22 protein-coding genes are annotated in these 26,533 nt (G+C 42.1%); 19 read left to right on the top strand and 3 right to left on the bottom strand.

What is annotated here, in order from left to right:
• Positions 1-215: 215 nt before the first annotated feature.
• The 8 genes from Q0323_RS00670 to Q0323_RS00635 all read left to right on the top strand — a co-directional run bounded on the left by Q0323_RS00670 (position 216) and on the right by Q0323_RS00635 (position 9,892).
• On the top strand, positions 216-2,279 hold the full coding sequence (locus Q0323_RS00670; RefSeq protein ID WP_298050527.1) for a hypothetical protein: 2,064 nt from the start codon (positions 216-218) through the stop codon (positions 2,277-2,279).
• Positions 2,254-3,366, top strand: coding sequence for an acyltransferase family protein (locus tag Q0323_RS00665; RefSeq protein ID WP_298050525.1), 1,113 nt, complete (start codon positions 2,254-2,256; stop codon positions 3,364-3,366). Before Q0323_RS00670 ends, Q0323_RS00665 begins: the two co-directional genes overlap by 26 nt.
• Position 3,367: 1 nt before the next feature.
• Positions 3,368-3,730, top strand: a complete 363-nt coding sequence (locus Q0323_RS00660; protein ID WP_298050523.1) for a GtrA family protein — start codon at positions 3,368-3,370, stop codon at positions 3,728-3,730.
• Position 3,731: 1 nt separating this feature from the next.
• Complete coding sequence (locus Q0323_RS00655; RefSeq protein WP_298050521.1) at positions 3,732-4,664, top strand: glycosyltransferase family 2 protein; 933 nt, start codon at positions 3,732-3,734, stop codon at positions 4,662-4,664.
• The gene (locus tag Q0323_RS00650; RefSeq protein WP_298050520.1) at positions 4,657-5,619 is read left to right on the top strand and encodes a glycosyltransferase family 2 protein; all 963 of its coding nucleotides are present in this window, start codon (positions 4,657-4,659) and stop codon (positions 5,617-5,619) included. The genes Q0323_RS00655 and Q0323_RS00650 overlap by 8 nt, the downstream gene beginning before the upstream one ends.
• A gap of 1,526 nt (positions 5,620-7,145) precedes the next feature.
• Positions 7,146-7,337: a 50S ribosomal protein L35 gene (gene rpmI / locus Q0323_RS00645; protein WP_005871089.1), complete on the top strand. Its 192-nt coding sequence runs from the start codon at positions 7,146-7,148 to the stop codon at positions 7,335-7,337.
• Between the two features lie 98 nt (positions 7,338-7,435).
• Positions 7,436-7,792 (top strand): 50S ribosomal protein L20, encoded by a 357-nt coding sequence (gene rplT, locus Q0323_RS00640; protein WP_005871091.1) that lies wholly within the window; start codon positions 7,436-7,438, stop codon positions 7,790-7,792.
• Positions 7,793-7,921: 129 nt separating this feature from the next.
• A complete protein-coding gene (locus Q0323_RS00635; protein WP_298050518.1) occupies positions 7,922-9,892 on the top strand; it encodes an autotransporter domain-containing protein in 1,971 nt (656 codons plus the stop codon).
• 495 nt (positions 9,893-10,387) lie between these two features.
• Here Q0323_RS00635 and Q0323_RS00630 read toward each other — a convergent pair whose 3' ends face one another.
• From Q0323_RS00630 to selA, 3 genes are read right to left on the bottom strand one after another with little or no spacing between them, the layout of a single operon-like run.
• Positions 10,388-11,101: a histidine kinase gene (locus Q0323_RS00630; RefSeq protein ID WP_297882822.1), complete on the bottom strand. Its 714-nt coding sequence runs from the start codon at positions 11,099-11,101 to the stop codon at positions 10,388-10,390.
• Positions 11,102-11,152: 51 nt separating this feature from the next.
• A complete protein-coding gene (selB, locus tag Q0323_RS00625; protein ID WP_298050516.1) occupies positions 11,153-12,979 on the bottom strand; it encodes a selenocysteine-specific translation elongation factor in 1,827 nt (608 codons plus the stop codon).
• Complete coding sequence (gene selA, locus Q0323_RS00620; RefSeq protein WP_298050514.1) at positions 12,972-14,582, bottom strand: L-seryl-tRNA(Sec) selenium transferase; 1,611 nt, start codon at positions 14,580-14,582, stop codon at positions 12,972-12,974. Before selA ends, selB begins: the two co-directional genes overlap by 8 nt.
• A 166-nt stretch (positions 14,583-14,748) precedes the next feature.
• Between selA and Q0323_RS00615 the strand changes: the two genes are divergently transcribed.
• From Q0323_RS00615 to Q0323_RS00565, 11 genes are all read left to right on the top strand, one after another.
• A complete protein-coding gene (locus Q0323_RS00615; protein ID WP_298050512.1) occupies positions 14,749-16,431 on the top strand; it encodes a 4Fe-4S dicluster domain-containing protein in 1,683 nt (560 codons plus the stop codon).
• Entirely contained in the window at positions 16,431-17,300 is an 870-nt protein-coding gene (locus Q0323_RS00610; RefSeq protein WP_298050510.1) for a molecular chaperone TorD family protein, read from the top strand. Before Q0323_RS00615 ends, Q0323_RS00610 begins: the two co-directional genes overlap by 1 nt.
• A 252-nt stretch (positions 17,301-17,552) precedes the next feature.
• A complete protein-coding gene (locus tag Q0323_RS00605) occupies positions 17,553-17,750 on the top strand; it encodes a twin-arginine translocation signal domain-containing protein (protein ID WP_005871103.1) in 198 nt (65 codons plus the stop codon).
• 10 nt (positions 17,751-17,760) lie between these two features.
• Positions 17,761-20,682 carry a formate dehydrogenase subunit alpha gene (locus Q0323_RS00600; protein WP_298050508.1) on the top strand — a complete coding sequence of 974 codons (2,922 nt, stop codon included), beginning with the start codon at positions 17,761-17,763 and terminating at the stop codon, positions 20,680-20,682.
• Between the two features lie 9 nt (positions 20,683-20,691).
• Positions 20,692-21,249, top strand: a complete 558-nt coding sequence (gene fdh3B, locus Q0323_RS00595) for a formate dehydrogenase FDH3 subunit beta (RefSeq protein ID WP_297913568.1) — start codon at positions 20,692-20,694, stop codon at positions 21,247-21,249.
• Between the two features lie 239 nt (positions 21,250-21,488).
• Complete coding sequence (locus tag Q0323_RS00590) at positions 21,489-22,106, top strand: hypothetical protein (protein ID WP_298050506.1); 618 nt, start codon at positions 21,489-21,491, stop codon at positions 22,104-22,106.
• Entirely contained in the window at positions 22,103-23,014 is a 912-nt protein-coding gene (locus Q0323_RS00585) for a hypothetical protein (protein WP_298050505.1), read from the top strand. Before Q0323_RS00590 ends, Q0323_RS00585 begins: the two co-directional genes overlap by 4 nt.
• A 10-nt stretch (positions 23,015-23,024) precedes the next feature.
• Complete coding sequence (locus tag Q0323_RS00580) at positions 23,025-23,654, top strand: LysE/ArgO family amino acid transporter (protein ID WP_298050504.1); 630 nt, start codon at positions 23,025-23,027, stop codon at positions 23,652-23,654.
• A 42-nt stretch (positions 23,655-23,696) separates the two neighbouring features.
• On the top strand, positions 23,697-24,182 hold the full coding sequence (locus Q0323_RS00575; RefSeq protein ID WP_297882832.1) for a hypothetical protein: 486 nt from the start codon (positions 23,697-23,699) through the stop codon (positions 24,180-24,182).
• A gap of 591 nt (positions 24,183-24,773) precedes the next feature.
• Positions 24,774-24,848: a hypothetical protein gene (locus tag Q0323_RS11250; RefSeq protein ID WP_366939533.1), complete on the top strand. Its 75-nt coding sequence runs from the start codon at positions 24,774-24,776 to the stop codon at positions 24,846-24,848.
• A gap of 373 nt (positions 24,849-25,221) precedes the next feature.
• Complete coding sequence (locus Q0323_RS00565) at positions 25,222-26,433, top strand: saccharopine dehydrogenase family protein (RefSeq protein ID WP_298050501.1); 1,212 nt, start codon at positions 25,222-25,224, stop codon at positions 26,431-26,433.
• Positions 26,434-26,533: the final 100 nt, after the last annotated feature.

The raw sequence follows: 26,533 nt of genomic DNA, 5'->3' as shown, positions 1-26,533 counted from the left end.
TTGTATCATTGTATTTTTGATTTATAAAGTAGGAAAAAAAATTTTTATTGCATATGTTGATCCAACCGTAGATAAATATAACTATTTTAAATGGGTTTACTATTTTATGAATCAAGAAAAGGTTTTTACATTCAATTTTTATCTATTCTATATTTTTATCATCTCTGCTTTCTTTTCTTTAATTTTATGGTATAAAATTTATAAAGATAATATCGATGAATAGCATTTTGCTTAAAATAAAAGGTTTTAATTTTCATCTTTGTGCTAAATTGGCTATAGTAACTTTAATAACTATACAAATTTCATTCTATTTTTATGGGATTTTCTCGGATTTTAAACTCGCAAACGAGTTTAGATATATAGATGAACAAACAATACTAGATAATAATAAAATTGTTTCAAACGATCAATATATCAAAGAAAATTTATGCTTTAGTCCTAATAATATAAATTATAAATTTAATTCATACGATAATATTTTTTTATCTGGGAATAAAGGAGGATTCAATTTTCACAATAATCCTAAATTTTTAGTTTTTGATCCATATTATAGACATATTAGCGCAGATACTTTTAAAAAATTTGCTACTCATATAGAAAATATTGGCTATAATAGAGATTTTAATCTTACTTATGACGAAGCCAAAGAATCAAATAGTATAAATAGATACGGTATAGATGTGTTTTCATATTCTTATCCTATGTTTGGTGCCGATACGCTAAGCAAGCTTAAAGAAAAAACTGATTTTATAGCATATAATATTTTTGAGCAAAATATACAAATTCTTAGTAGATATTATTGGGAAGAAACTCCGTTTATGTTAAATCCTATAAATGAGTTGGATTTAGGTAGAAATAAGTCGGAAATTTTTTCTCAATATGGCTTTCTAAGCTTATATCCTATTAAATTTATAATGGAAAAACTTGGTGGCATAAACGTTAGTAATTTTGAAAAGACGAAGAATATAGTATGTATGGTTTATTACACCATAGCGATAGGTTTTATATTTTTATTTTTCAAGGATAATTATCTAAGACTTATTTTTATACTTTTGCTAAGTATAAAATTCTTTTCGATTTCTTATTATTTTTATCATTACGGTCCAACATACTTTGATACAAGGCATTTCTTTGATTTGATAATAATATTATTTTTATTCTATGCTATAAAATTTAAAAATTTTAATTTTATGTTTAAGATAATCTCTGCACTATTGGCACTACTTTCTATTTTAATAGCGAATGATTTTGGACTTTATATCTTTATATCGCTCTTGGGGACATTTATTGTAGAGTACGGGACAATTGCTGCAAAGAATAAGACATTGCTAGATATAAAAAAGCTCTTTTTTATATTAATTTATATTATTCTGGGAGTGTTAATTTATATAAAATACCCTTTTATGAAAAATCCATCGGTAAAATATTTTTTAAATGGTTTCTATTCTTTTAATATTCCCTCTACTTTATTGCTTATGGTATTGTTAGTAATATTTATTCAATGGCTATTATTAATATTCTTTTATAAGAAATTACAAGATGATAAGCATTTATTAAGTTATATATTTTTATTATTTTATACAAGTTTTTTTTATACTTATATGGTTTGGAAGGTAGATTTATCTGCCGTTAATTTCTTTATTAGCGCTATTCCTTTTATTGTAATTTTAAATTTGTTACCCAATAAAATTAAAAAAGTGATTTCTATATTTTGCATATTTATATGTGCGTTAATGTATGCTAAATTCTCTATTTCTTATATTAAAGAGATTTTTGGCTATGAAAAGATATTTGCAGCGCATAAAACCTATAAATGGGATCATGATAGAGCAGGAGGTATAATTACCACATATCCTTTTGATAAATTTCAAAACTCGATTGATCTTATAGATAAATACTCTTCTAATACAGATGAAGTATATATGATATCAAAGTATGACAATATACTACAGTTTTTCAGTAAAAAATATAGCGGATTAAAGTATTTTGAGTTACGCTCCTTTTTAGTATCAGATATAGAATATAATGAAGTCTTAAATCTTATAAATAATAAAGCTGATATTCTATATGTAGATAGCGATATAGATAGAGACTATAAGGCAGAAATGAAAGAAAGACGATTTTTTGACTTATATGATGAATATTGGTACAATGAAAATGTAAAGCAGAGAATACCGAAGTTGGAAATATTATCTAAGCTATTTGATGAAGTCAAGGAGGATTATATTTTGATTGAAAGGGGAGAATTAATAGATGTATACCGAAAAAAATCAAAATAAAATTTTTGAAGATTTTAAAAGAAACGGTTTTATAGATTTTTTGAAATTTATTTTTGCCATTATAATACTAATTCATCATAGTTGGCAATTTTATCCAATATTACCAATAGGGTATATAGGTGTAGAATTTTTTTTCTTGGTTACGGGTTGGCTTATGGCTAAAAAATTTTATAATTTTGAGGTTAAAGTTAATGAAAATATATTTGTTATTACTAGAAATTATATAGCCAGAAAAATAAAAGTATTTTATTTAGAATACCTTATAGCTATCGTTATAGGCTTTATTTTTATATGCTTATTTGCTTGGAATGAAATTCCATCCATATCAAATATGCTAGCATTGACGATAGGGGATATACTATTATTGCAAATTTGGGGTTTTCCAGTAAGATCCATAACCGGAGTTATGTGGTATTTATCTGCTATGATAGGTGCCATATTTATATTGCTTCCAATTATACTTAAGAATCAAAGAATGTTTATAAATTTCATTGCTCCACTTGTTATATTGATTTCATTCGGATCTATAGCATATCAATATAACTATATGGGCGTCATTATGGAACCACTCGGTGGCGGCTTTATTCATATGGGATTAATTAGGGCCATTGCAGATATTTCTTTAGGATATTGTCTATACTTTGTGACAGAAAAGATTAATTCAATTAATTTCACAAGAATGGGGCTTATCTTAATAGCTATGTTAGAATTTCTTTTATATGCTACAATTTTTTATCTTATCATTTTTGTAAAAAAACCGAGCAATGCTGATTTTATTATAGTATTGTTTTTATCTATATCTTTCAGCTTCTCTTTTAGCAAGAAATTATTATTGGCTATATTATTTCAAAAAAAATTTTTTAACAACTTAGGACTACTAAGCCTCAATATCTTTTTAAATCACTTCTATGTAGGCTGGGTAATTATGACTATAAAATCTAAATATTCTATAGAGCCATATCAATCTGTAATTTATTATTTTTTAGGTTCTTTATTTTGTATTACTTTGAATTTCATCATATCGAGATCTTTAAGAAAAATCGAATATAAAAAGATAATTGACGCTTCCTTGGTTAAAGAAGAATAACTTGAATGCTCAAATTATAAAATTTATTCTCGTCGGTATCCTAAATACTGCCTTTGGGTATGGGATATTCGCCCTTTTTATCTATTTGGGTTTATATTATCCTCTTGCCGTATTGTTTTCTACGATACTAGGCGTATTATTTAACTTTAAAACTATAGGCAAGCTGGTATTCGATAGCAGTGATAACGGTCTGATATTTAGATTTATACTAGTTTACATCATTACTTATTTTTTAAATATATTTTTTCTATGGCTTTTCAAGTGGCTTGGATTTGATAATATGTATATAAACGGTTTTGTGCTTTTGATCCCGCTAGCTGCGGTGTCATTTTTGTTAAATAAATTTTTCGTCTTTAGGAGATGATATGAAAAAGATCAGTATAGTTACCGCCTGCTTTAATGAGGAGGAGAACGTAGAGGAGGTCTATGCGCGCGTAAAAAAAGTTATGGGCGAATTTTCGGAGTATGCCTACGAGCATATATTTATCGATAATGCTTCGACTGATAGAACGGTTGAAATTTTAAAACGCCTTGCAAACGATGATAAAAATTTAAAGATCATCGTAAATTCCAGAAACTTCGGGCATATAAAATCGCCAACCTATGCGCTTTTGGGTGCAGACGGAGATGCTGTTATCTCTATCGTAGCCGATTTGCAAGATCCGCCCGAGATGATTGCGCAGTTTATAGAAAAATGGCAAGAGGGCAACGACTTGGTTTTGGCTATTAAGCGAGATAGCGAGGAGCGCGGCGTGATGTTTAAAATCAGAGAATGCTATTACGAGCTCTTATCAAAACTATCTGAGATCGAAATTTTTAAGAATTTTACCGGCTTTGGACTTTTTGATAAAAAGGTCATCGCGGCTCTTAGACAGATGCATGATCCGTATCCGTTTTTTCGAGGAATGCTCGCAGAAGCCGGTTATAAGGTAGCTAAGATTCCTTACGATCAACCGGTAAGAATTAAAGGAGTTACCAAAAACAACTTCTACACGCTTTATGATATGGGGATACTCGGTATAATCTGCAATTCCAAAGTACCACTTCGGCTTGCAACTTTTATAGGTATGATAACGGGCGTTTTAAGTATAATAGTAGGACTTGTGTATTTTATACTTAAGCTAATTTATTGGGACGAGATGAACGTAGGCATTGCACCTCTCATAATACTTTTTTCATTTGTCTCATCTGGAATTTTATTTTTTATCGGTATAATAGGCGAATACATAGGTGCGATCTATACTCAAGTATTAAATCGCCCGTTGGTATTTGAAAAGGAAAGAATCAATTTTGACTGAGGATATTTTTTTAAGCATTGCAGTACCGACTTATAATAGAGCAAAATTCTTAGATAAAAGTCTAAATAGTCTATGCAAAAGCGTGTATAAAAGCGAGCGAAAAGATATTGAAATTTTAATTTTAGATAATGCTTCCAGTGATAAAACTTCGGATATTGCAAAAAAATATATTGATTTCGGACTTGTAAAATATATAAAAAATAGTGAAAATACTGGTCCGGATAATAATTTCAAAAAAGCGATTTCTTTGTCGCGCGGAAAATATATATGGATATTCGGCGATGATGATTTAGTGTTTGATGATACGATTAAATATTTAATGCGGATACTAGATTCTTCTTCGAAATTCGGTATCATTCATTTAAAGGCACAAAATTTCATAGATGAAATTAAGCCAGTAGAATTTAAAGAATTTAGTAATTTTAAAATTTATGATGATGATAAAGCGGAGTTTATAAAAGAAGCCCATACTAATTTAACTTTTATAACTTCTAATATAGTAAATAAAAGTTTATTTGATAGAATCGATTTAGACGCGATAGCAAATAACAATCTCGTGCAGCTTTATTGGAATATCGCCTGCGCGATTTTGTCTGATAAGCAAGTCGTGGTATTTGATAAAATTTATGCAGCAAGGCAGTTTAATAGTGGAAGATATAATTTTTCAGAAGTATTTGGTGCAAATCTAAATGATACCTTAATCACTATTGAAAAGAATTTTAACGTAGATTTCGTGCTTGAAATTTTTAGAAAAAGGCTTTTAATATATTATTATCCCGCCAATATAATTAGGATACGAAACGGCCTTTCTGCAGTTAGGAACGAAAACTGCTTTCGCAATTTATATAAAATTTATAAGAAATTCCCTTCTTTTTGGATATTTACGGTTAGCGCGATGTGGATACCAAAAAAGCTAGGTCTTTTAATAGTTAAATTTATGCAAAAGACGATTTAGGATGGAATTTGCTATCTAAAATTTCATATATGGCGCTAGCGCAGATATTTTTTGCATTTGTATCCGCAGTATCGATCTTAATTCTACCGAAGCTTTTATCTTTAGAAGGCTTTGGATACTATCAATTATTTATATTTTTTGCCAATTATGTAGAATTTTTACATTTTGGACTATCTGATGGTATATATCTAAGATACGGCGGTAGGCGATATGAATTTATTTCTAAAAGAACTCTAAAATCTCAAATTTGTACGATGGAGATTTTATATATTATAGAATGCCTAATTATATTTTTTACGGTTTGTGCGTTTTCGTTCGATAAAAGGTTGTTTTTATATATTGCTATTTCGGGCGCTATCACAGTACCAAGATCATTTCTATATAATCTTTTGCAAAGTGTAAATGAGATAAAAAAGTCAATACTCGTTTTGTTTATAGAAAGAATTTTTGTCTTATCATCCATATCAGCAGTTTATTTTGTGAATTTCGATAAAGCTAAATTTTTAATATTTTCATTTATTTTTGCCAGATTTATATCGCTTGTTTATATTTGTTTTTTATGTAGGGATCTTTTTAAAGTAAAGATGGCTCCTTTTACAGATAGCTTATTTTATATATATAAAAATATGCGAATAGGTATAAAATTAACAATCTCTGCGCTTTGCAATATATTTTTGATATTTATTGCAAGATCTATGATTGCATGGAAATTTAGCATCGTCTTATTTGGTAAAATTTCACTTATATTGTCGTTACTAAATTTTGCTCTATTTTTTATCAATGCATTCTCGGCGATCTTATTCCCGATATTACGAACTAAAAAAGCTTGCGAACAAAACGAAATTTTTAAAATTTTAGATGATGGACTATCAATCATATTTGTATTTTTATTTCTATTCGCATATCCTGTAGAAATTCTACTGGGCGCTTGGTTACCTAAATATGCGGACGTTTTAAATTATATGCCGATAATTTTTGCGATATTGCTATGCGAAGGCAAGACGCTCCTTCTTACTAATTCATATTTTAAGGCATTACGCAAAGAAGGACAAATGCTTCGTATAAATTTAATTTCTTTGATTATATTTTCAGTATTTATTGGATTTATTGTATATTTTTGCAATGATATATTTATCATAATGTCTTGCCTGTTTTTATCTCTTTTTGCCAAATATATCGCATTGAGTTATGGTCTGAAAAAATTTATAAAAAGTGTAAATTTTTGCAATATTGGTGTAGAATTTTTTTGTGGTGTTTGCTTTATTGCTATATCTCATATATTGCCCGGCGTCTACGCGTTTTGCTTAATAATAGTAAGTTTTATAGTTTTAATTGTATTAAAAAGGAAAACTTTTATCCAATTGCTTAAATTTATAAAAACGATATAAATCTGAAAATATTGCTATGAGTAATAATTATATCAATTTCGATGTAGTATTTTGTATTTTCATAAATTTCGCTAAAATTCAAATTTTTCAAAGAAACTTTATTATATACTTCCCATTTACTTTAAAAAAAGGACGACCATGCCAAAGATGAAAAGCGTGCGCGGTGCCGTCAAGCGTTTTAAAGCGGGCAAAAACAAGATCAAAAGAGGCTCTGCGTTTCGCAGCCACATTTTGACGAAGATGTCTCAAAAACGCAAGAGGAATTTGCGTGAGGCCCAATACGTCGATTCTACGAACGTATCTGCGGTTAAAAAAATGCTTTGCAAATAGTGCAAAGTTAGTTTTTGACGAAAGTCATTCAAACTCCCCTAAATTTATGGATTTTAGGGCAAGATCCCCAAAGGGACGCCGATTAAGAAAGGATTAATATGGCAAGAGTAAAAACGGGCATCGTTAGACGCCGCCGTCACAACAAGGTGCTAAAGCTTGCGCGCGGATTTTATAGCGCAAGACGCAAACATTTCAGAAAGGCTAAAGAGCAGCTAGAAAGAAGCCTCGTTTACGCCTTTCGTGACAGACGCGCGAAAAAACGCGATTTCCGCAGACTTTGGATAGTGCGCATCAATGCAGCTTGCAGGCTAAACGACATCAGCTATTCTAAATTTATAAATGGACTTAGAAAAGCGGGCATCGAGCTTGATAGAAAAATTTTAGCAAATATGGCTATGAACGACGCCGAAGCTTTCGCAACCGTCGCAAAGAAGGCAAAAGCGGCATTAAAATAAGCTTTAAAATTTGGTCGCCTCCAAGGCGGCTAAATTTTTAAATTTCGACAAAGTTTTTAATTATAAAAGCGCGTCTGCAAATTTGTCGAAATTTAAGAATTTGGGTAATTTTATTTGAAGCGGTGCAGAATGCTAAAGTCTTTGAAAAAGATCGTATCTCTTGCGCTTATCGGTGCAGCAGGGTTCGGCTATGCGAGCGAGCAGAATTCCTGGGGCTATGCAAACGCGCAAAAATCTCCTTCTAACAACACTTCCCGTTCCGATGTAATGAGCGCTGCGGATAGCTTGGGCGCGAAATTAAGTAGGCGCGACGTGGCTAGCGATAGTTCCGCGAGCGACGAGAGCGACGAGTATGAAAACTCATTTCGTATCAAGCTCGAGTATGCAAGGGGCTTTGCCAAAAAGGGCTCATATTCGGGCAGGCTTAATAATCAGCGCGTTATGATGCCTGCGTTTCGCTGGACGGGCAATAGCGGCGTAAATGCCGAGTTTTGGAACGGCATTACCAATATAGGCGGCGCACTGGTTCCTTATGTGGCTTTCGGCTCTTACGAGGCGGCGATACCGGGCGATCAAACTACGCAATATCTGGTCAGAAGAGAAGAAGACGCGGTTCAGATGAAGCGAAATATCGCGGCGGGCATATCAAATTTAGGCTATACCTATACTAAAAATTCTACTAGAAATTTGAATTTAGTCTATGCCGATATCGATAATTTCGTAAATTTTTACGGCAGGGAAAATATCGCAGGATACTTCATCGACGAGGTTAATACCGAAAACAATCCCGCAACTATCGCTTATATGGCGAATATCTACAATTATATCAAGACCAAATATCCGGGAATGCTCGTTTTGGCAAACAACGGCTGGGGCGTGCGCGACGCCATAGCTCCCTATGCGGACGTTTGGATGCTGCAAGAGGTGAGCGCGGATGAGTATATAAACCATTACCGCCCTAGAACCTCGGAATTTGAAAAAGACCCCGCAAATTCCTCTAAAATTTTGCACGTCATATACAACGCAAGACCAGATCAATACGACGAGATCATAAGGCTATCTCGCGAGCGTAACGCGGCAAATCTATTCATCACCTCCGATACGAATGCCTATCCTAGCGGATACGACGATCTGCCTACCTATTTTGAAGCGCTGATGCTGGCGATTAATAATTTCACGCCTAAAAACGGCAGCCTGTTTTCGCAGGTCGCAAGAGGCGGCAACCGGGTAGGCATCGAGATGCCGCGCTCGAAGGTCGATCTGGATCTTACAAAGCTTGCAAGAAATTCCGCTTATAAAAATTTAACCGACACCGACGGGCAGGAGTTTAACGTAAACGTAAGCGCGATCGGAAACTATGGCGGGGATTACAAAGACCGCTCGGGCGGCGTCAAATACGATCACAAGAGCGACGGAATTTTACTCGGAGCCTCCAAGAGAGTAGATGATCTTACGCTGGGCGTGATCTTTGGGTACCAAAAATCAGACGCTTGGTATGAGGGTAAATTCGACGGCGTCAAAGAAAACATCAAATCCTACGAGCTCGGTCTGGCGGGTAGATATGATTTTAACGAGAACGTGGATTTGGCGGTAGGCTTAACATATTCGACGAACGATCATAAATTTGAAACCAATAACGGATTCGGCGCTATCCACGGCGCGAAATACAAGTCGCAAATTTGGGATTTCAGCACGAGAGCAGGGTATAAATTTCTATTTGAAAACGGCTATATAAAGCCGTATTTGGGGCTTGGGGCGATTATGGTGAACGAGGATGCGATCTCCAGGCTTAAATTTAGCTCCGCTTCAAAAACCGCGCCGAACGGCACCGCGGGAATTTACGCGATCAAGGCTTTCGGCGATCTGCAGATATTCGCAAATGCGGAGTATGAGCATCGATTTAGCGGCGATTCGTATCATGCAAGCAGAAAGTATTCGGACAGGTACGACGTCGAGGGGCTTGATTATTCTAGCGGCGTATTTAACGGCGCAATCGGGCTGAAATATAAGATCCTTCAAAGCGTCGCACTTAGCGCGTCGTACGAGCTAAGCGAGAGCAAAAATAGCCTGGCAAGAGCCGCTTTTGACGTGGAGTTTTGATTTTAATCGGACGCAGCCCAAGATAGGCAGCTTGAAGCACGATTACAAATTCCTCTTTGCCGCAAAGCGAAAATTTTATGAAATTTGCGGCTAAATTTTACCTGGGCTTTGCTGCGAAATTTTAAAATTTCGGCCGTAAGATTTTTACTCGCATAATTTCTACTTTGAAATTCCATGTAAGATCATTTTTTGCGTCGTTATGGATGCGAAGTGACGAGATGGAATCACTGCCGCAGAATTTTGCGCGGACGCTGAGGGGGTTTTAAAATTATAAGATTTTGCCCGTTTAAGACTTTGTGGATCGCATTTCATCCGTAAGAGATTTTAAAATTCTATACTAGGTGCAACTGCGGAATTTTTAAAAGCAGCGGAATTGCAAGAACTCCAAAGGGGCAGTATTCATAATTCGAGGCAAAATTTAGATTGATTGAAAGCTACCAAAATTGGGTGAAAGAAGCGAAATTTTGCGGATCGCTCCGCAAAATTTAAAAGAGATTATTTTAGCTTGTCTAGTTCGATGATGTAAGGCACCGAGTTTACCCCCGCACCGAAGTATTTGGCAGCTAGGGCTTTTGCAGCATTTAGCTCGGCAGCGCTTACGTCTTTGGCGCCTGCTTTGTTATCTTCAGCGTAATATTTTTTAAAAACCGCTATCTTTTGCTCGTCGGTTTTAGCATTTTTGATCTCTTTGTAGATGAGCGCGGATTTTGCGTGGCCGTCATCGCCGTGAACGGAGGTCATGACGATATCGACATTGTTATTTTTTAGAGTTTCTTCGATCCTTGCCATCTCTTTGCGGCAGAATGGACACAAGGCGTCCGTCAGCATCAAAATCGTAGGCTTTTTAGGATCGTTTCCTAGCTTGATGATATTGTCTTTGCTTTCTGCTTTGAAGACCTTACTTAGCTGTCCTGCAATGCGGTCTTGTTTGATCTGCTCCTTATAGACTACGCGTTTTTTAGGATCGATGATATCGGTAAAGATCAGATCGCCTTGAGTGAAAATGATCTCCTCTTGCGACATATTGCCTTGAGAGATTTTTAAAACGACCGCTTCAACGCCCTTCGGCTCGCTAAGCGGGATGCGCTCGGCGACCTTTATTTCGATGCCTTGTGGCGCGCCACCGTAGATAGATAAAATTTCGCTGTCGCTTAAAGCCGCGTTTAGGCTCGCTGCGAGTGCAACTGAAGTTAAAATAGCTTTTTTCATTTTTTTCCTTTGCAAAAAATTCTGCGCATTGTAGTGCAAAATTTTAAATTTTTACTTTTTCAAATTCAAATAGCGTTTATTGTCGATCGTCGTGATATTTCCCATTTTATCTAGGTATTCGAGGTAGCAGATGACGAATTTTCTGCTAAGTCCAAGCTCTTCTTTGGCGTTCGTGACGTTTACGAAGCCCTCTTTTTCGATGATTGCGTAGAGGCGCTTGATCGCCAGGGCTAAATTTTCGGCCTCGACGAAGAGATTATGTGCGAGACGGACGACCTTTTTGGCGTATGTTAGCTTCTTTAGCGCGTCATCGCCACTTTCGCGGTCGATCTCTAGCTCGTCGTAGATGTTATACGGCGCGAGAGGCGCGATGCCGCCTTTTTTGATGAGATCAAAAATTTTACTCTCCAGGCCCTGCTTAAGCGCGTCAAAATCCACTCCGGATTTTACGTAAACTCCGCCCTTTTTGGAGACGATGCCGCTCCGCTCAAGCTCACTAAGCGCGCGCGCGGCAAGATCTTCGCTGGCCCACGAGAGCTTTAGAGCGATCGAGGCGGGCGAAAAGATCGCGTAGTCGTTTTTTGAGACGATAAATTTTATGAGGTTTTTTACGTCCTCGATCGCGCTTAGATCGTAAACGCATAAATTTGCTTCGTCAAAATACGTCCCTTCTATGCCGCGCGCGATCTTTGCCGCTTCGTCGTACTCCATTCCGAAGCGCTGATACGCCGAAAATAGCCCGAATCCATGCTTGTGAAAGCCGCTTAAAATTTTAAACGCTTCGGTGAAATTTCGCTTCAAAAGCGCGGTGAGAAGCACGGCTTTGCTCTGCTTTTTTAGCGGCTCGACTACGGCGTTTAGCACGCGCCCACCGCCGATTACGCGCGAGTTTGACAAGCAGACGAAGGGCTCGTCAAATTTCAAAAACATCGTTTTGTCAAATTTAAAGCTCACGAGCTTCTCGCCGCTAGGAAGTTCTTTTAAAATGAGCGCTTTTGCCGCGCTTTGCTTGCTTCCGACGCAAAACAGCACGTCTTGGTTGTGCGAAATTTCGCCGCTAAAGGTGCAGTCCGCTTCATTAAAGCCGCGGAAAAAGCCCTTTTTGCTTAGGATTTGCCCCTTTTGCAGCTCACTCGTTTTGGCATCAAGACTTAGCGCGACGCGGTTTGGAGCCTGCGCTAGCGGCGTGTCCTCGTCGTGTATCTGCACGCTTTTGATGTTAAAAATTTTACCCAGATCGCAGTTATAAAGCTTCTCGCCCTTTGAAATCGCGCCGTTAATGAGGCTGCCCGTTACGATGGTGCCGAGCCCCTTAAGCGAAAAGACGCGGTCGATGTAGTAGTGCACCACGCCGCCTCCTTGGCGCTGTGCGGGCTTGATATTAAAGAGATAATTTTTCAGCTCGGCGATGCTTGCGGGGTCTTTTATGCTGATAAAAAAGGTGTTTAAAATTTGCAAATTTTTAAATTTGCAGATGTATTCCCTGCACTGCGCCGCGACCTCCGCCTTGCGCGCGTCGTCAGCTAGATCGCACTTGCTGATACACAGGATCACGCTTTTTACCCCAAGCAGCGATAAAATTTGAATATGCTCGCGGCTTTGCGGCATTAGCCCGTCGTCTGCGGCGACTACTAGCATCGCAGCATCGAAGGCATACGCGCCGCTAATCATCGTCTTTACTAAATTTTCATGCCCCGGAACGTCGATGAAAGCGACGTTGGTATCCCCCGAGCGCAGATGCGAAAAGCTAAGATCGATCGTGATGCCGCGCTGCTTTTCGCTCGGCATCTGGTCCCCTTCAAAGCCGTTTAGCGCCTTGATTAACGCAGTCTTTCCGTGATCGATATGGCCTGCGGTGCCGATAATTACGCTATTCATAAATTTCTCCGATCTTTTTTATTAAATCTTGCAAGTCGCTTTTTAAAATCGATCTGAAATCGAGCAAAAATTTATCATCCTCGATCCGCCCGATTATGCCCGTAGCGCGAAATTTTGCCTGCGTGCTCTGCGGGTCTGCGCCGTCAAGTATCGCAAGCGCGACGCTTGGATAGGAGGCGCCAGGCATCGTGCCGCCGCCTACGAAAGTGGTAGTAGGCACGATCTGCGATTTTACGCCGATGCGCGATCGCACTAGCTCCGCCCGCTCACGTAGCTCATCTAGGCTCAGATGGATCTGATCTATCGTCGTGATGAGGTGGAATTCTTTATTTATATACGCCTTGATCGTCTCGGCAAGCAGGCTTAGCGTGATCTTATCCACTCGCAGCATTCGCAGTAGCTGGTTTTTACGCAGACGCGCGATGAGCTCGCGATCCCCTAGGATGATGCCGCACTGCACGGAGCCGAAAAGCTTGTCGCCGCTAAAACTAAGCAGCCGCACACCGCTTTTTAAAAGCTCAAAAATAGAGGGCTCGCTTTTGCCGAGCCCAAATCCCAGCTCGCTTACGTAGCCGCTTCCAAGATCGTAATAATCGATGATCTCGTTAAAATTGTCCGCTTTTTTCATGCTAAATTTTGCGGGGCAAATTTTAGAAATTCCACCCGGAATTTCGCCCGTGCCGCCTTCATAAAAACACTCGCTATTTACGGACGGCTCGCCGATATTTAAATTTAGAGCACTCGCAGAGCCTGCCGCTAAGCTTAAACCGTTCGGCGCAGAATTTAAAATTTTGCTGTCCGTGTCCGAAGAGCCGCGGCAAAGATCTGCTAAATTTTTAAAGCTTGCCGTTCTAAGCGCTAAAAATTCTCTCTTTGCCTGTGAGGCGCGACGTGCGAGAGCCGCAACCTCCGCAGCACTTACGCTAGAGCTGAAGCCCGAAATTTTAAAATTTGAGCGGTGCACCTTCATCAAGATCGCCGTATTTTCATTGATCGCTTCTTCGTAATCGTCCGGCTTGGTTTTGTTCGTGGTGCCAATCTCCACAAGCTTTGCGCCCGAGTTTGACATCACTTCGCTTACCCGAAAGTTCCCGCCGATCTCGACTAACTCGCCGCGGCTTACCACGACTTCGCGTCCGCGCGCGAAGGTATTTAGCACCAAAAATACCGCCGCAGCGTTATTATTGACCACGAGCGCGTCCTGCGCGCCGAAGAGCTCGCTGCACAAAAGCGCTATGTAGTCGTATCTGTTGCCGCGCGCGCCCTCGGATAGGTCGTATTCTAAATTTGAATACGAGGTGATGATCTTTTGCGCGCGGGCTAAAATTTCGGCGCTGATGACGCTGCGGCCGAGGTTTGTGTGCAGCACGACGCCGGTTGCGTTGATGAGCGGCTTAAGGCTTAGATTTTGAAATTTTTCGTAGCGCAATTTGATGCGCGCGATGATATCGCTTTCGCTTGCGAGCTCGCCTCCTTGCAGCGCCTTTTCGCGTTCCTGTCGGATGAGCTCTTGCGCGATTTTGATGATTTGCGGGCGGAGGCAGTTTTGAAACTCCTGCGCATTTGCGATTTTGTCGATTTTGGGTAGTTTGATTTGTTGCATTGCGACCCCGATGCCTTAAAATTTAGGCGATTTTATCATTTAAAGCTTTGATTTTGCTTTATCTATAAAATTATTAATTTAAATTCGATTTACTTTAAGTGCAGAATTTAAAAGCTGTTTAGAAAATAAGAGTAAAACCCGCCTAATTATCAATTTAGGATAGATTATGAAAGAACATGGATTTTACGCCGCGGGGCTAAAGGATGTCGTCTTAAGCGACGATATCGAAATTTGCGGCGATGAAGAGGGGGCAAAAAATGAGGAATTTATCGTCGCCAATTCGCCGAAATTAAAAGCGCAAATTTATGCACCCGAGATAAATTTTTATATAGAAAATTCCGCAGATGAGCCGCTACAAATCGCTAAAAACGTAGATATTTTGTATCGCGCCAAGGATATCGCCTTCGACGGCGCGCTAGATAGTGACTATCAAAAGCCCGTCGGCAAAAACGTGATTCTCGCCTGTGACGAGCCGCGAGAGGATCTTGTGAGGCTACTTAGGCAGCACGGATTTAAGGTGATCGCGTTAAGCAGGGCTGAGATAAAGTTCGTTTACGGCGAGATTGGCGATCTTTCGGTTACGATTTTAAGCGAGCGGGATGAGGTTGAGACCGAGGCGGATTTTTTCTTGATTAGCGGCGCAGCGCCCTATCAATTGCGACAAAGCGGCTGCTACGAGATTTCGGGGCTAAAAGATGATGAAATTTTAAAAATTTTAAATTCCAAAAGCCCGGTTTATCATTATAAGAATTCCACGATCTTCGATCCTACGATCTGCCAGTATCAAGGTAGGCGGAATGAGCTGCGAGCGCCATGCGTGGAGGTTTGCCCCACAGTGGCGATTTTGAAAAATGACGAAAAGCGCGAGCTGGTATTTTCGCACATCGACTGTATAGGCTGTGGCGCGTGCGTAAGTGTCTGCCCTAGCGGTGCGCTGAAATTTGCCAAGCTGCCCCAAAGCGTATTTAGCGAGATCGCAAAGCTCTATGCAGGCAAAATTCCGCTTCTCATCGCAGAGAGCGAAATTGCGTCCGCACCCGCAGCGCAGCTTCCGTGCGGCGTGCTGCCGTTTGGATTTTTTGGAAGCAAGCAAATAGATGAGATAAATCTGCTAAGCGCGATGCAAGAAAGTGGCTCTAGTGTGATCGTTTACGGCGCAGACGTGGGCGAGGGCACGCGCGAAGCGGTGGAGCTTATCAATGGAATTTCGCGCGCGATCTATGGCAAGGACGCGGTATTTTTAGCGCGAAATTTAATCGAGCTGCAAGAGGCGCTAAAGCAGGCGCAAAGCTCTCAGCTGTGGGCGTTTAGCCTAAACGAACAGGGCCTTAGCAAGAAAGAAATTTTTTCCAAACGCGTAAGCGCAATGGTCGGCGATGGTAGCTTCGGCGTCGTAAAAAGCGGAGAGTTGCTAAAATTTGGCAAAGTAAGCATAAACGAAGCAAGCTGCACGCTCTGCCTTAGCTGCGTGGGCGCCTGTAATACCGGCGCGTTGTATGCCGATAACAGTGACAATTCGATTAAGCTCAACGCTTCGCTTTGCACGACGTGCAACTACTGCGTGTTAAGCTGCGCCGAAAAGGATACGATCGAGCTTCAGCCTTGCGGCGTGGAGCTTGAGCCTGGATTTTTTAATTACAAAATGCTAGCAAAAGACGAGCTTTTTAAATGCATCGAGTGCGGTAAGGAATTTGCGACGAGCAAAGCCGTGATGAAGATCGCGGATATGATGGGTGCGCATTTTGCAAACGAGCCTGAAAAGATGAAGACTCTTTTTTGCTGCGGCGATTGCAAGGCGAAAATAATGATAAAAAAGCAGATAGAAGATGCTAGAAAAGGGGCGATGTAATGGATGCGAATCTACTTCAAGCAAGAAGCTACTACTACGAATTTTTTGCAATTCCGTTTTTTTTCTATGAAACGGATGCGAAATTTAAGCGCTGGAAGGAGCAACTGGAGTTTTTACGCAGCTCGCCCATTGTGCCTAGCGATGAGGCGGAATTTCAAAATTTGGCGAAATTCGATTTTGCAGCGTTTAAAAGCGAGCAAAATTCCGTGCTTTTTGATTTTTCATACGCCAACGTGCCGATGAGTGCGAGCTTCTACGACGAGGGGCGCGACGATGGGCGTATGCGTGTCGCGGTAATCGACGTGCTAAAAAAGAGTAAATTTCGCCGCAATATGGAGCTTTGCAAAGAGTGCGAGGATTATGTGGGATTTATTTTTTACCTGCATTCAACTCTACTTCGCGACGCGGCTGCAAAACACAGCGCGGTTTTAAACGGACAAAATTCCGTGGCAAATGAGCAAAATTTTACGAATAGCGCGAGCTTGACGGCGCAAGACGGAAAAAATTCTGCAGGTTTGCATGGCAGTAAAAATTTTACAGGTCCGCAGGATGGTAAAAATACCGCGAACTCGCAATGCGCTAAAAATTTCATCGGCGCACAAGACGGCGAAGCGCTGGCGTTAGAGCTTTTTACGAATGTCACCAACAGCTTTGTAGATGAGTTTAGCGAGCTTTTGTGCGGGCATGTGCGGGCGGATTTTTTCAAATCATTAGGCGCACTAATGAGAAGTTTTTTTGCGCTAGAACGCTCGCTTTTAGCGCTTGCCGCTCCGCAAAAGAAAGATCGCAGCGTCGTTAAAGAAGCGATCAAAAAAGGCGGCTATCAAAATAAATTTACCAATCCGGAAGATATTTTTGATCTGGATTGATAAATAAAATTTTTAACGGAAATCTTAACGCAAAAGCAGAATTTCGGTTAAATTTTAAACTTGCAAGCTCGAGTTTTGCGAGTAGTTTTTTAGTTAGAACTTTATATTTTGAATTTTAAATAAAATTTAAAAAGTAACTTAAAATTTAATTTCCATCTCACTGCCTTTTCGTTATAATTCATTAGACTTAAATCCTGTAACAGGCGTTACTACAATAAAAGATTTAAAGCGATTTCTTCACAAAGGAAAACCATGGAGAACAAACGCAGAGATTTTCTTAAAAAATCTCTAAAAATCGGCGCAGTAGGTGCCGTGGGCGTTGCCGCGTCTCAGGCTCTAGCGAAAAGCGAGCAGGACTATGGCGATACCGTTCGTGGCAAATCACCGAAAAAAGAGGTGCTTTACTGGGAGAGTGAAGCGTGGAAAAAATACTATAAAGTAGCTTACTAGGAGAATTTTCATGAGTGAGAATGCGATCGGAAGGAGATCGTTTTTGAAACTCGCCGCTTTAGGAGCGAGCAGCGTAGCTGCGTTTGGCGAAAATAATACGCTAAGAGCCGCTACTGAGCAAGAGATCAAAAACCCATTTCCAGGTTCCGTTATGAAGCGAACGATATGTTCGATCTGTTCCGTAGGCTGCGGTATCGAGGCTCAAGTGGATGAGAGCACCAATACCTGGATTCGCCAAGATATGGCAGTAGATCACCCGATCTCGCAGGGCAGTCACTGCTGTAAGGGAATCGATCAAATCGATCTAACCAAATCTAAAATGCGTCTTAAATATCCGCTCAAAAAGGTTGGTGGCAAGTGGGAGCGCATAAGTTGGGAGCAAGCCGTTAACGAAATCGGCGATAAAATGCTTCAAGTTCGCAAAGAGGACGGCCCAGATAGTGTGGTATTTCTGGGTTCGGCTAAATTTTGTAACGAGCAGGCATATTATTTTAGAAAATTTGCAGCCTTCTGGGGTACGAACAGCAACGACCACGTAGCCAGAATTTGACATAGCGCAACAGTCGCCGGTGTGGCGAATACTTGGGGTTATGGAGCTATGACAAATCACGTAGGCGATATGGCGAAAAATTCTAAAATGATCCTTTTTATAGGTGCGAATTCCGCGGTTGCAAATCCCGTAGGAGCTATGAAGCATGCTCTTCAAGCTCGCGATAGAAACGGCGCGAAAATCGTCGTCGTCGATCCAAATTTTACTAGAACTGCGGCTAAGGCCGATATGTATATTAGAATTCGTCCGGGAACTGATATAGCGTTTGTGTACGGAATGCTGCATCTAATCTTCAAAAACGGCTGGGAAGATAAGGAGCTAATAAAAACCAGAACCTACGCCGTAGATGAGATCAAGGCGGAAGCTGAGAAGTGGGATCCTAAAGAGGTAGCCAATGTTACCGGTTGCAAAGAAGAGGAACTGATAGAATTTACGAGGATGTTTGCTACCACAAAGCCCGCTACTTTATGCTGGGCGTTAGGTATCACGCAGCACTCGATCGGCAGCTCGAATACTAGAATTTTGGCTCTTTTGCAGCTCATACTAGGCAATATGGGCAAGCCGGGCGGCGGCTGCAACATCCTTAGAGGCCATGATAATGTTCAGGGCGCTACCGATATGTGCAATCTCTCCGATAGCTTGCCTGCGTATTACGGGCTAGCCGATAACGCTTGGAAGCACTTCTGCAAGGGCTGGGGCGTAGATTACGAGCAGTTTATTAAAAGATTTGCCGTCTCTACTAAGCAGCCGCACGAAAAGCAGGGTGAAAAAGTGCCTGGTACGAATTTTACCGAGTATTTTCACTACGATCCGAGCATCGAGCAAGATGTGATAAACTGGCGCAACGAAAAGGGCTTTTCGCTATCTAAATGGTGGCAGGGCGTTTTGAAAAACGAGCCCGTTTTAAGTAGTGGCAATGTCCGCGTTCTTTGGGTGCAAGGCACAGGAATTACTTCTATGGCTCACGTTCGAGAGACTCAAGAAGCATTAGGTAAGATCGATATGCTGGTAGTCGCCGAGCCGTTCTTAAACGAAGTAGCGATTCTAAACGATAGACCGGATGGAATTTATGTTTTGCCGGTAGCTACGCAGTTTGAAAGCGAAGGTCATCTAAGCGCTACAAACCGCAGCGGCCAGTGGAGAACTCAGATCGTTAAGCCTCTATTTGAGAGCAAAGAAGATCAAGAGGTAATGTTTTTATTCGCGAAAAAATTTGGCTTTTACGATGAATACGTTCGCGGCATGAAGATGGGCATCGTTGATGGCGAGCTTAAGCAGATTAAAGACGATTTTGTTTGGCCTGACGACGCTACCGATGAGATCGCACGCAATACTCAAAGTATTGGCAATAACGGTCGTACCGCAGCTAGATTTCGCAGACAACAGAAAAATTGGCACCTATTTGATCCCGATACTTTGCGCGGTATAGGTGGAGAAGTAGAGGGCGAATACTACGGGCTTCCATGGCCTTGCTGGGATACGCAACACCCGGGCACGCCGATTCTTTACGACGTAACTAAACCTTATGCCGACGGCGGTATGGGATTTAGAAACCGCTTCGGCTTAGAGCACGACGGCGTTTCGCAGCTAGCCGACGAGAGCATTACACTTCCGGGATCAAAAATTCAAGGCGGACATGCAGAGATTACGAAAGCAAATATCGAACAGGTTTTAGGCATCACGCTAAGCGAGGATGAAAAAGCCAAGATGGGGCCTACGTGGAGTACCGATTATAGCGGTATCATCGCTAAAAAATGCCGCGAGTTTGGAATTTGTCCTTGCGGAAACGCAAGAGCCAGAGCCAAGGTTTGGCAGTTTGCGGATCAAATTCCAAAGCACCGCGAACCGATCCACTCGCCTAGATGGGATTTAGTAGAGAAATATCCGACCTTTGCGGATCAAAAACGAAATTTCCGCGTCTTTACGAGATTTATCTCCGAGCAGAAAAAGCAGGATTGGAGCAAGGACTTCCCTACTATCGTAAGCTCGCTAAGGCTTGTAAATTTAAGCGGTGCGGGCATGATAGAGCGCACGAGCAAGTATCTTTCGGCGATTACTCCGGAGATGTTTGCGCACGTAAATCCTAAGCTTGCCGCTGATAAAGGTATCAAAGATGGCGAGATGATGTGGATTCATTCACCGCAAGGCACGAAGATCAAAGTCAAGTGCATCTATTCGCACGCTGTTACGCCTGATCGTATTGTTATGCCGTATAACTTCGCGGGAATTTTCCAGGGCGAGGATCTAAGCGAGCGCTATCCTGAGGGCACTAAGCCATATATCAGAGGCGAGAGCTCAAATACGATTACCAACTACGGCTTTGACATAAATACGCAAATTTCGGAATTCAACGCCGGTCTTTGCAGACTAGAAAGAGCATAAGGAGATAAAATGCCGGCAAGATTAAAATTTTACGTCGATGTCGAGCGTTGCATCGCTTGCTATGGTTGCCAGGTAGCCTGCAGCTCGGCGCACGAGGTTCCCGTGCAGATCAATAGGCGCAAGGTTATCACTTTAAACGAGGGCATAGAGGGGCAGGAGGTTTCAAGCTCTATCGCTTGTCAGCACTGCACCGATGCGCCTTGCGCGCAGGTTTGCCCGGTTCAATGCTTCTATATCAGAACCGACGGCGTCGTTTTACACGACAAAGATAAATGTATCGGCTGTGGATATTGCCTCTACGCGTGTCCGTTCGGCGCTCCGCAATTCCCTAGAGACGGAGCTTTCGGTATTAAAGGTGCGATGGATAAGTGTACTATGTGCGCGGGTGGACCGGAGCCTACGTTTTCGCACGAAGAGCTACATAAATACGGCCAAAACCGCATCGCAGAGGGCAAGGTTCCGATTTGTGCGGCGATCTGTTGCACGAACGCTCTAATCGTGGGCGACGCGAGCAGAGTTTCGGATGTTTATCGCAAGCGCGTACTTACGCGCGGCGTGAGCCTATAAGATTGTGGAATTTTAAACGCCTACGATTTAAAATTCCGCCTCTTTTACAGAAATTTCAACCGAGCGGCGGCTTTAAATTTAGCGGTCGCTCGGCGCAAAATTTTATTTAAAAATTCCACTCTTGCCCATTCGCCACTAGATTATTTCAAAAAATCGCTTCTTGCTGACATTAAAAATTTTAAATTTATGCTACAATCACTCAAATTTAGGATTTGAAATCTTAAGCGAAAGGATCTGTCTTGAAAAATAAAATTTCACTTTTTTTGGTCATTTCGGCGTTTTTGATTTTTACGGGTTGCTCTAAAAACGTGCCCGTAAATAGCGGCATCGTGCGCACTTCCGAGCCACTTCACATTATGGAATTTCCGCAGGATAAACTCATAAGCGTAAATTTCACCAATACCTCGACGACGGATTCAAATTTAACCCAAGCAGTGATCCAGCATCTGCGTGCGGATGGATTTAAGGTCGTAAATAAAAGCGCGGCGAACGTCCAAATCGGCGGCAATCTCAACTACTTCCGCAAGGCGGATTTTTCGCGCAGATCATGGGATAATCCGAGATTTAGCTTCGGAATGGGCTTCGGCAGGTATTATAGATATACGGGCGTGGGCGTAGGCTGGGGGATGCCGTTCGGTTATGATCCTTGGGACGACGACGATTATTACAGAGACTACTTCTACGACTCGCAGATCAGCCTCTACATAAGCGTTAAAAACAAGGGCGCGTGGAAGGACTACGTAACTAATCTTAACTACCAAAGCATCAAAAATCCAGGCTCTAAAGACTCGGTAATGGATGCGCTAAATTTTAAAATTTACGAATACATAAGACAACTGATTAAGCAGGGAAGATGATAGTAAAAGAGAATAAAAAGCCCGTAGCGATGACGCTGGCGGGATCGGCGATTTTGGCGCTCGCTAGCGGATATTGCTACCACGCGGGCTTTGGCGGCGCGGCGCTTTTTGCTTCCGTAGTGGCGGCATTTTGCGCGTTTTTTTGCGCGCTCAGACTCGGCGCGAAAAATTATTTGCAGATCGGCGAGGATGCTCTTACGATCGTGCGCGGCGCAAATTCCGAGAGCTTCGAATATAAAGATATCGCAAATTTAGGCACCAAAACCTTCGTCGCGGGCAGAAACAAAACGGAGCTTTTAAATTTTGTATTCAAAAAAGCGCCGCAGGCGCAGGACCGCTTTAATTTTTTACGATTTTACAGCGACACGGAGGCCACACTGCCGGGCTCGTTTGAAATTTCGATCTACGAGCTGAGTAAAATTTTGCGCGAGAAAGCGGGTCTTTCACAAAGCTCTGAGGAAGAGCAAACCGCCTCAAAAGTTCGCAAGGGCGCTAAGAGCTCTAAAAAAAGCGCGGGTAGCGGTAGAAATTTTAAAACTAAAAACCTCCGCGATGAAAATTCCGATACGCAAAATTCCTACGGCGCACAAAATTTAGGCGCGGAGAATTCCTACGCCGTGCAGAATTCCATCGCACAAAATTCTAATGGCGCCGCCGATTCAAACGGCGCGCAGAATTTGAAGGGCGCTTCAAATTTAAACGAACAAAGCTCCGCCGCGCCGAATGGTGCCGCTTCCTTAAATAGCGCCTGCGCAGGCGAAAATTTCATAAGCGCCGAGAATTCCGCCTTGAAAATTTCCGCGGGCGATAATGAGCCTGACGCTGCGCCCGAAAGTGCGGCGGTAGACGGCTCCGATACTACCGATACGGCGGTGCAAAGCTCCGCCTGCGAAAGTAAAAATAAGTAGAGGCGCGGCTTTGAACTCCTTACCGATCGGAATTTTCTTGCAAGGAGCCGCGCTGATGCTCTCGCTAATCGTCGCGATCGGCGCGCAAAACATCTTCGTCATCTCCCAAGGCCTTGCGAAAAACCACGTCGCGGCTGTTTGCATGGTCTGCGCGCTAAGCGATGCCGTATTTACGGCCGTAGGGATATTTTTAATCGGCGGCACTCTTAAGCAGGGCTCGCTTCTTACCCAAATTTTAGGCATAGGCGGGATCATATTTCTGCTCTGCTACGCGCTAAGCTCGTTTTTTAGCGCCTATAAGGGCTCGCATTTTGCCAAGATTCAAAACTCGGCAAATAGCCCGCTGGCGCCCGTCGTAGCCAAGGCTCTCGCGGTGACGCTTCTAAATCCGCACGTGTATTTAGACACCGTCGTGGTCGTGGGCTCACTCGGCGCTACGATCGCAGATGCCCAAAAGCCGTGGTTTTACGTGGGAGTTATGTTCGTATCGTTTGCATGGTTTTTCGGCTTGGGCTACGGCTCGCGGGCGCTTTCAAAGCTTTTTGCAAGTAGCAGAGCGTGGCGCATAATCGACGCGCTAGTGGGAGTTTTGATGCTGTATATGGCGTATCTGATCGCGAAGTTTGTCTTTAAAATTTAAAATTTCACGCTAAAATTCCGCACTCTTGATAAAGGATCTATGATGAAAATTGAAATTGAAAGCGGGCTCGAGCTAAAAGAGGCCTTGTGGCGCGTAGAGAAAGCTCTGCGACTAGTGACCGACAAGGACGGCAAAATCACATCGAGCGCGACGCTTTACGTGGGCAAACATTCGCTTTTAAATTTACTCGATACCAACCAGATCGAAAATATCCAAAACGCCTATGCGCGCGCCAGGACGGAATTTCGCGCGGAGATGCTGGGCGTGCTAGAGGGCTTTTTATCGCAAGAAGACGCCGAGAAAAACGCCGAATACGCGCTATTTAATCAGCTCTACCAGATGGCGATGACCGCAGGCAGGAAGAGTGATATCTTTATCCATGTCCAAGGCATCAGCGAAAACGAGGTCGTGCTGCGCGTATACCAACGCTTCGAGCTGGAGAGCGGCGAGACAATCTATTATGCAGGCGGTGAGTTTAGCTACACTCTGGATGAAAATTTCGGCAAAATTTATCGCTACGAAATTTGATTTTGGCGGTACGGCGTGAGATCAGGTGCCTCTTCGATCGTAAATATCGCACTACGCTTCTTTGCTGTAGCGTATAAATTTAAACTCTAAAACACGTGACGAGCTAAATTTAGACAAACTTTCTGTGACGATAAAATTCTGCTCGGTTCAATTTATCGTAATTCCAAATTTAAAGCTGCGTACAAATTTTTATCCTTCGATACGCAAATTTTACCCTACTGCCCGCCGGCGTTCGAGTCTGCCTTTTATGCTTGCCAAAATTTTAAATCGAGCTCGCATAAAATTCTATTTCTTAGGCACATAAATTTTGTCGGATCGCACTTTTATGCAAAAGAAAAGATAATTAAACGAAGCCGAATTTAACCAAGGCGCGTATATAGGAAGGCGAGCTCAAAGATGATACGCTAGGTGGAGGTTTGCTGCCATTGCTTACTTTAAAAATTTTAAGCATTAATACGTGTAAAATGTAAAAACAAAGAAGTGAAAACGCAATGCAAAGCAGGAAAACTAGGATAATAAAAGCACTGATCGGACTAGCGATAATGATCGCAAAAGCCGTTGTTTGGCAGCTGGTGGGGGCTGATCGGACTCGTGCCCTTTATCGTGGGCGTCACGGGATTTTGCCCCGCTTGCTACTTTTTAAACCGCTGTTCGCTAAAGCGTTAAATTTAGCCGCGGTATGCGGTTTTGCCGTGCGCCTAGAAAATAAGCGCGATAAATTTAGCGGCGAAGCGAGCGAGCTTTAAATTTTAAATTCTCCACGCCGTGCCGCGGAACGTTAAATTTAAACGAGCGCTTAAGGCTTAAAATTTTATCGCGCGATGCAAGGCGGTAAATTTAATCTCATGCCGCCGTCAATCGGCATGCCGCTGTCTGCGTAAATTTTAGCGCCGCGCCGCTTTCGGCGCTATTACTAAAGCGAGCTTGCACTCCGCGTCCGCCATAAATCAAACTTCCAATATGAACAGTGCTTCATCGCTTAAAATTCATCTTAAATTTGCTAAAATTGCAGCTAAATTTAAAATTTAAAGGAGCCAAAATGTCAAACATCTTAATCATAGGCGCGGGCGGCGTAAGCCAAGTCGCGACCGTAAAATGCGCGATGAACGCGGACGTTTTCAGCAAGATCACCCTTGCAAGCCGCACCAAAAGCAAGTGCGACGCGATCGCCAAATTTATCAAAGACCGCTTAGGCGTTGCTATCGACACTGCCCAGATTGACGCGGACGACACCGATGCAGTGGTCGCGCTCATCAAAAAAACGGGTGCCGATTTGCTTTTAAACGTCGCGCTGCCCTATCAAGACCTAACCCTCATGGACGCGTGCTCTCGCGCCGGCATCCCATACATCGACACCGCAAACTACGAGCACCCCGACACGGCGAAATTTGAATACAAGCTGCAGTGGGCGAAAGACGGCGAGTTTAAAGCCGCAAACACGATGGCGCTGCTGGGAAGCGGCTTTGATCCGGGCGTGACGAACGTATTTTGCGCATACGCACAGCAAAATCTCTTTGACGAGATCGGCGAGATCGACATCCTAGACTGCAACGCAGGCGATCACGGCTATCCGTTCGCGACAAATTTCAACCCCGAAATCAACCTGCGAGAAGTGAGCGCAAAGGGTCGCTACTGGGAGCGCGGCGAATGGAAAGAGACCGAGCCGATGGAAATAATGTTTAAATGGGACTACCCGAAAGTTGGCGTCAAAGATAGCTACCTGCTCTATCACGAGGAGCTAGAAAGCTTAGTAAAAAACATCAAAGGACTAAAGCGAATCCGCTTTTTCATGACCTTTGGACAAAGCTACCTAACTCACATGAAATGCCTAGAAAATGTCGGTATGCTGCGTATCGACGAGGTCGAGCACAACGGCGTAAAGATCGTGCCGATCCAGTTTCTAAAGACCTTGTTGCCTGATCCTGCGTCGCTAGGCCCTCGCACGAAGGGTAAAACAAATATCGGCTGCGTGATCCGCGGCCTAAAAGACGGCAAAGAGCGTCAGGTCTATATCTACAACGTCTGCGACCATGAGGCTTGCTACGCCGAGACGGGCGCGCAGGCCGTGAGCTACACCACAGGCGTGCCTGCGATGATCGGCTCGATGATGGTCGCCAAAGGCATTTGGAGCGGCAAGGGCGTCTTTAATATGGAAAATTTCGACGCCAAGCCTTTCATGGATGAGCTAAATAAACAGGGCTTGCCGTGGGAGATGATAGAGATGAAACCAGGCGAGAGGTATGAAGTCTAAATTTAGGCTTGTCTTTTTCTACTTATACTTCGTTGAAATTTGATTTTTAATGCTCACGTATCAAATATACGCTCCGCTTAAAAATCAAATTTCGCCTCGT

The organism is uncultured Campylobacter sp., assembly GCF_938030145.1.
GTDB lineage: Bacteria > Campylobacterota > Campylobacteria > Campylobacterales > Campylobacteraceae > Campylobacter_B.
Note: the sequence above shows the minus strand (reverse complement) of the source record. Positions and strands in the feature narration are given on the sequence as shown.

Coding starts and splice junctions, on each gene's coding strand:
- rpmI (WP_005871089.1), top strand. CDS start 7,146: ATGCCAAAGATGAAAAGCGTGCGCGGTGCCGTCAAGCGTTTTAAAGCG.
- selB (WP_298050516.1), bottom strand. CDS start 12,979: ATGAATAGCGTAATTATCGGCACCGCAGGCCATATCGATCACGGAAAG.
- rplT (WP_005871091.1), top strand. CDS start 7,436: ATGGCAAGAGTAAAAACGGGCATCGTTAGACGCCGCCGTCACAACAAG.
- Q0323_RS00565 (WP_298050501.1), top strand. CDS start 25,222: ATGTCAAACATCTTAATCATAGGCGCGGGCGGCGTAAGCCAAGTCGCG.
- Q0323_RS00615 (WP_298050512.1), top strand. CDS start 14,749: ATGAAAGAACATGGATTTTACGCCGCGGGGCTAAAGGATGTCGTCTTA.
- Q0323_RS00575 (WP_297882832.1), top strand. CDS start 23,697: ATGAAAATTGAAATTGAAAGCGGGCTCGAGCTAAAAGAGGCCTTGTGG.
- fdh3B (WP_297913568.1), top strand. CDS start 20,692: ATGCCGGCAAGATTAAAATTTTACGTCGATGTCGAGCGTTGCATCGCT.
- Q0323_RS00665 (WP_298050525.1), top strand. CDS start 2,254: ATGTATACCGAAAAAAATCAAAATAAAATTTTTGAAGATTTTAAAAGA.
- Q0323_RS00605 (WP_005871103.1), top strand. CDS start 17,553: ATGGAGAACAAACGCAGAGATTTTCTTAAAAAATCTCTAAAAATCGGC.
- Q0323_RS00630 (WP_297882822.1), bottom strand. CDS start 11,101: ATGAAAAAAGCTATTTTAACTTCAGTTGCACTCGCAGCGAGCCTAAAC.
- Q0323_RS00610 (WP_298050510.1), top strand. CDS start 16,431: ATGGATGCGAATCTACTTCAAGCAAGAAGCTACTACTACGAATTTTTT.
- Q0323_RS00585 (WP_298050505.1), top strand. CDS start 22,103: ATGATAGTAAAAGAGAATAAAAAGCCCGTAGCGATGACGCTGGCGGGA.
- Q0323_RS00635 (WP_298050518.1), top strand. CDS start 7,922: ATGCTAAAGTCTTTGAAAAAGATCGTATCTCTTGCGCTTATCGGTGCA.
- Q0323_RS00655 (WP_298050521.1), top strand. CDS start 3,732: ATGAAAAAGATCAGTATAGTTACCGCCTGCTTTAATGAGGAGGAGAAC.
- selA (WP_298050514.1), bottom strand. CDS start 14,582: ATGCAACAAATCAAACTACCCAAAATCGACAAAATCGCAAATGCGCAG.
- Q0323_RS00670 (WP_298050527.1), top strand. CDS start 216: ATGAATAGCATTTTGCTTAAAATAAAAGGTTTTAATTTTCATCTTTGT.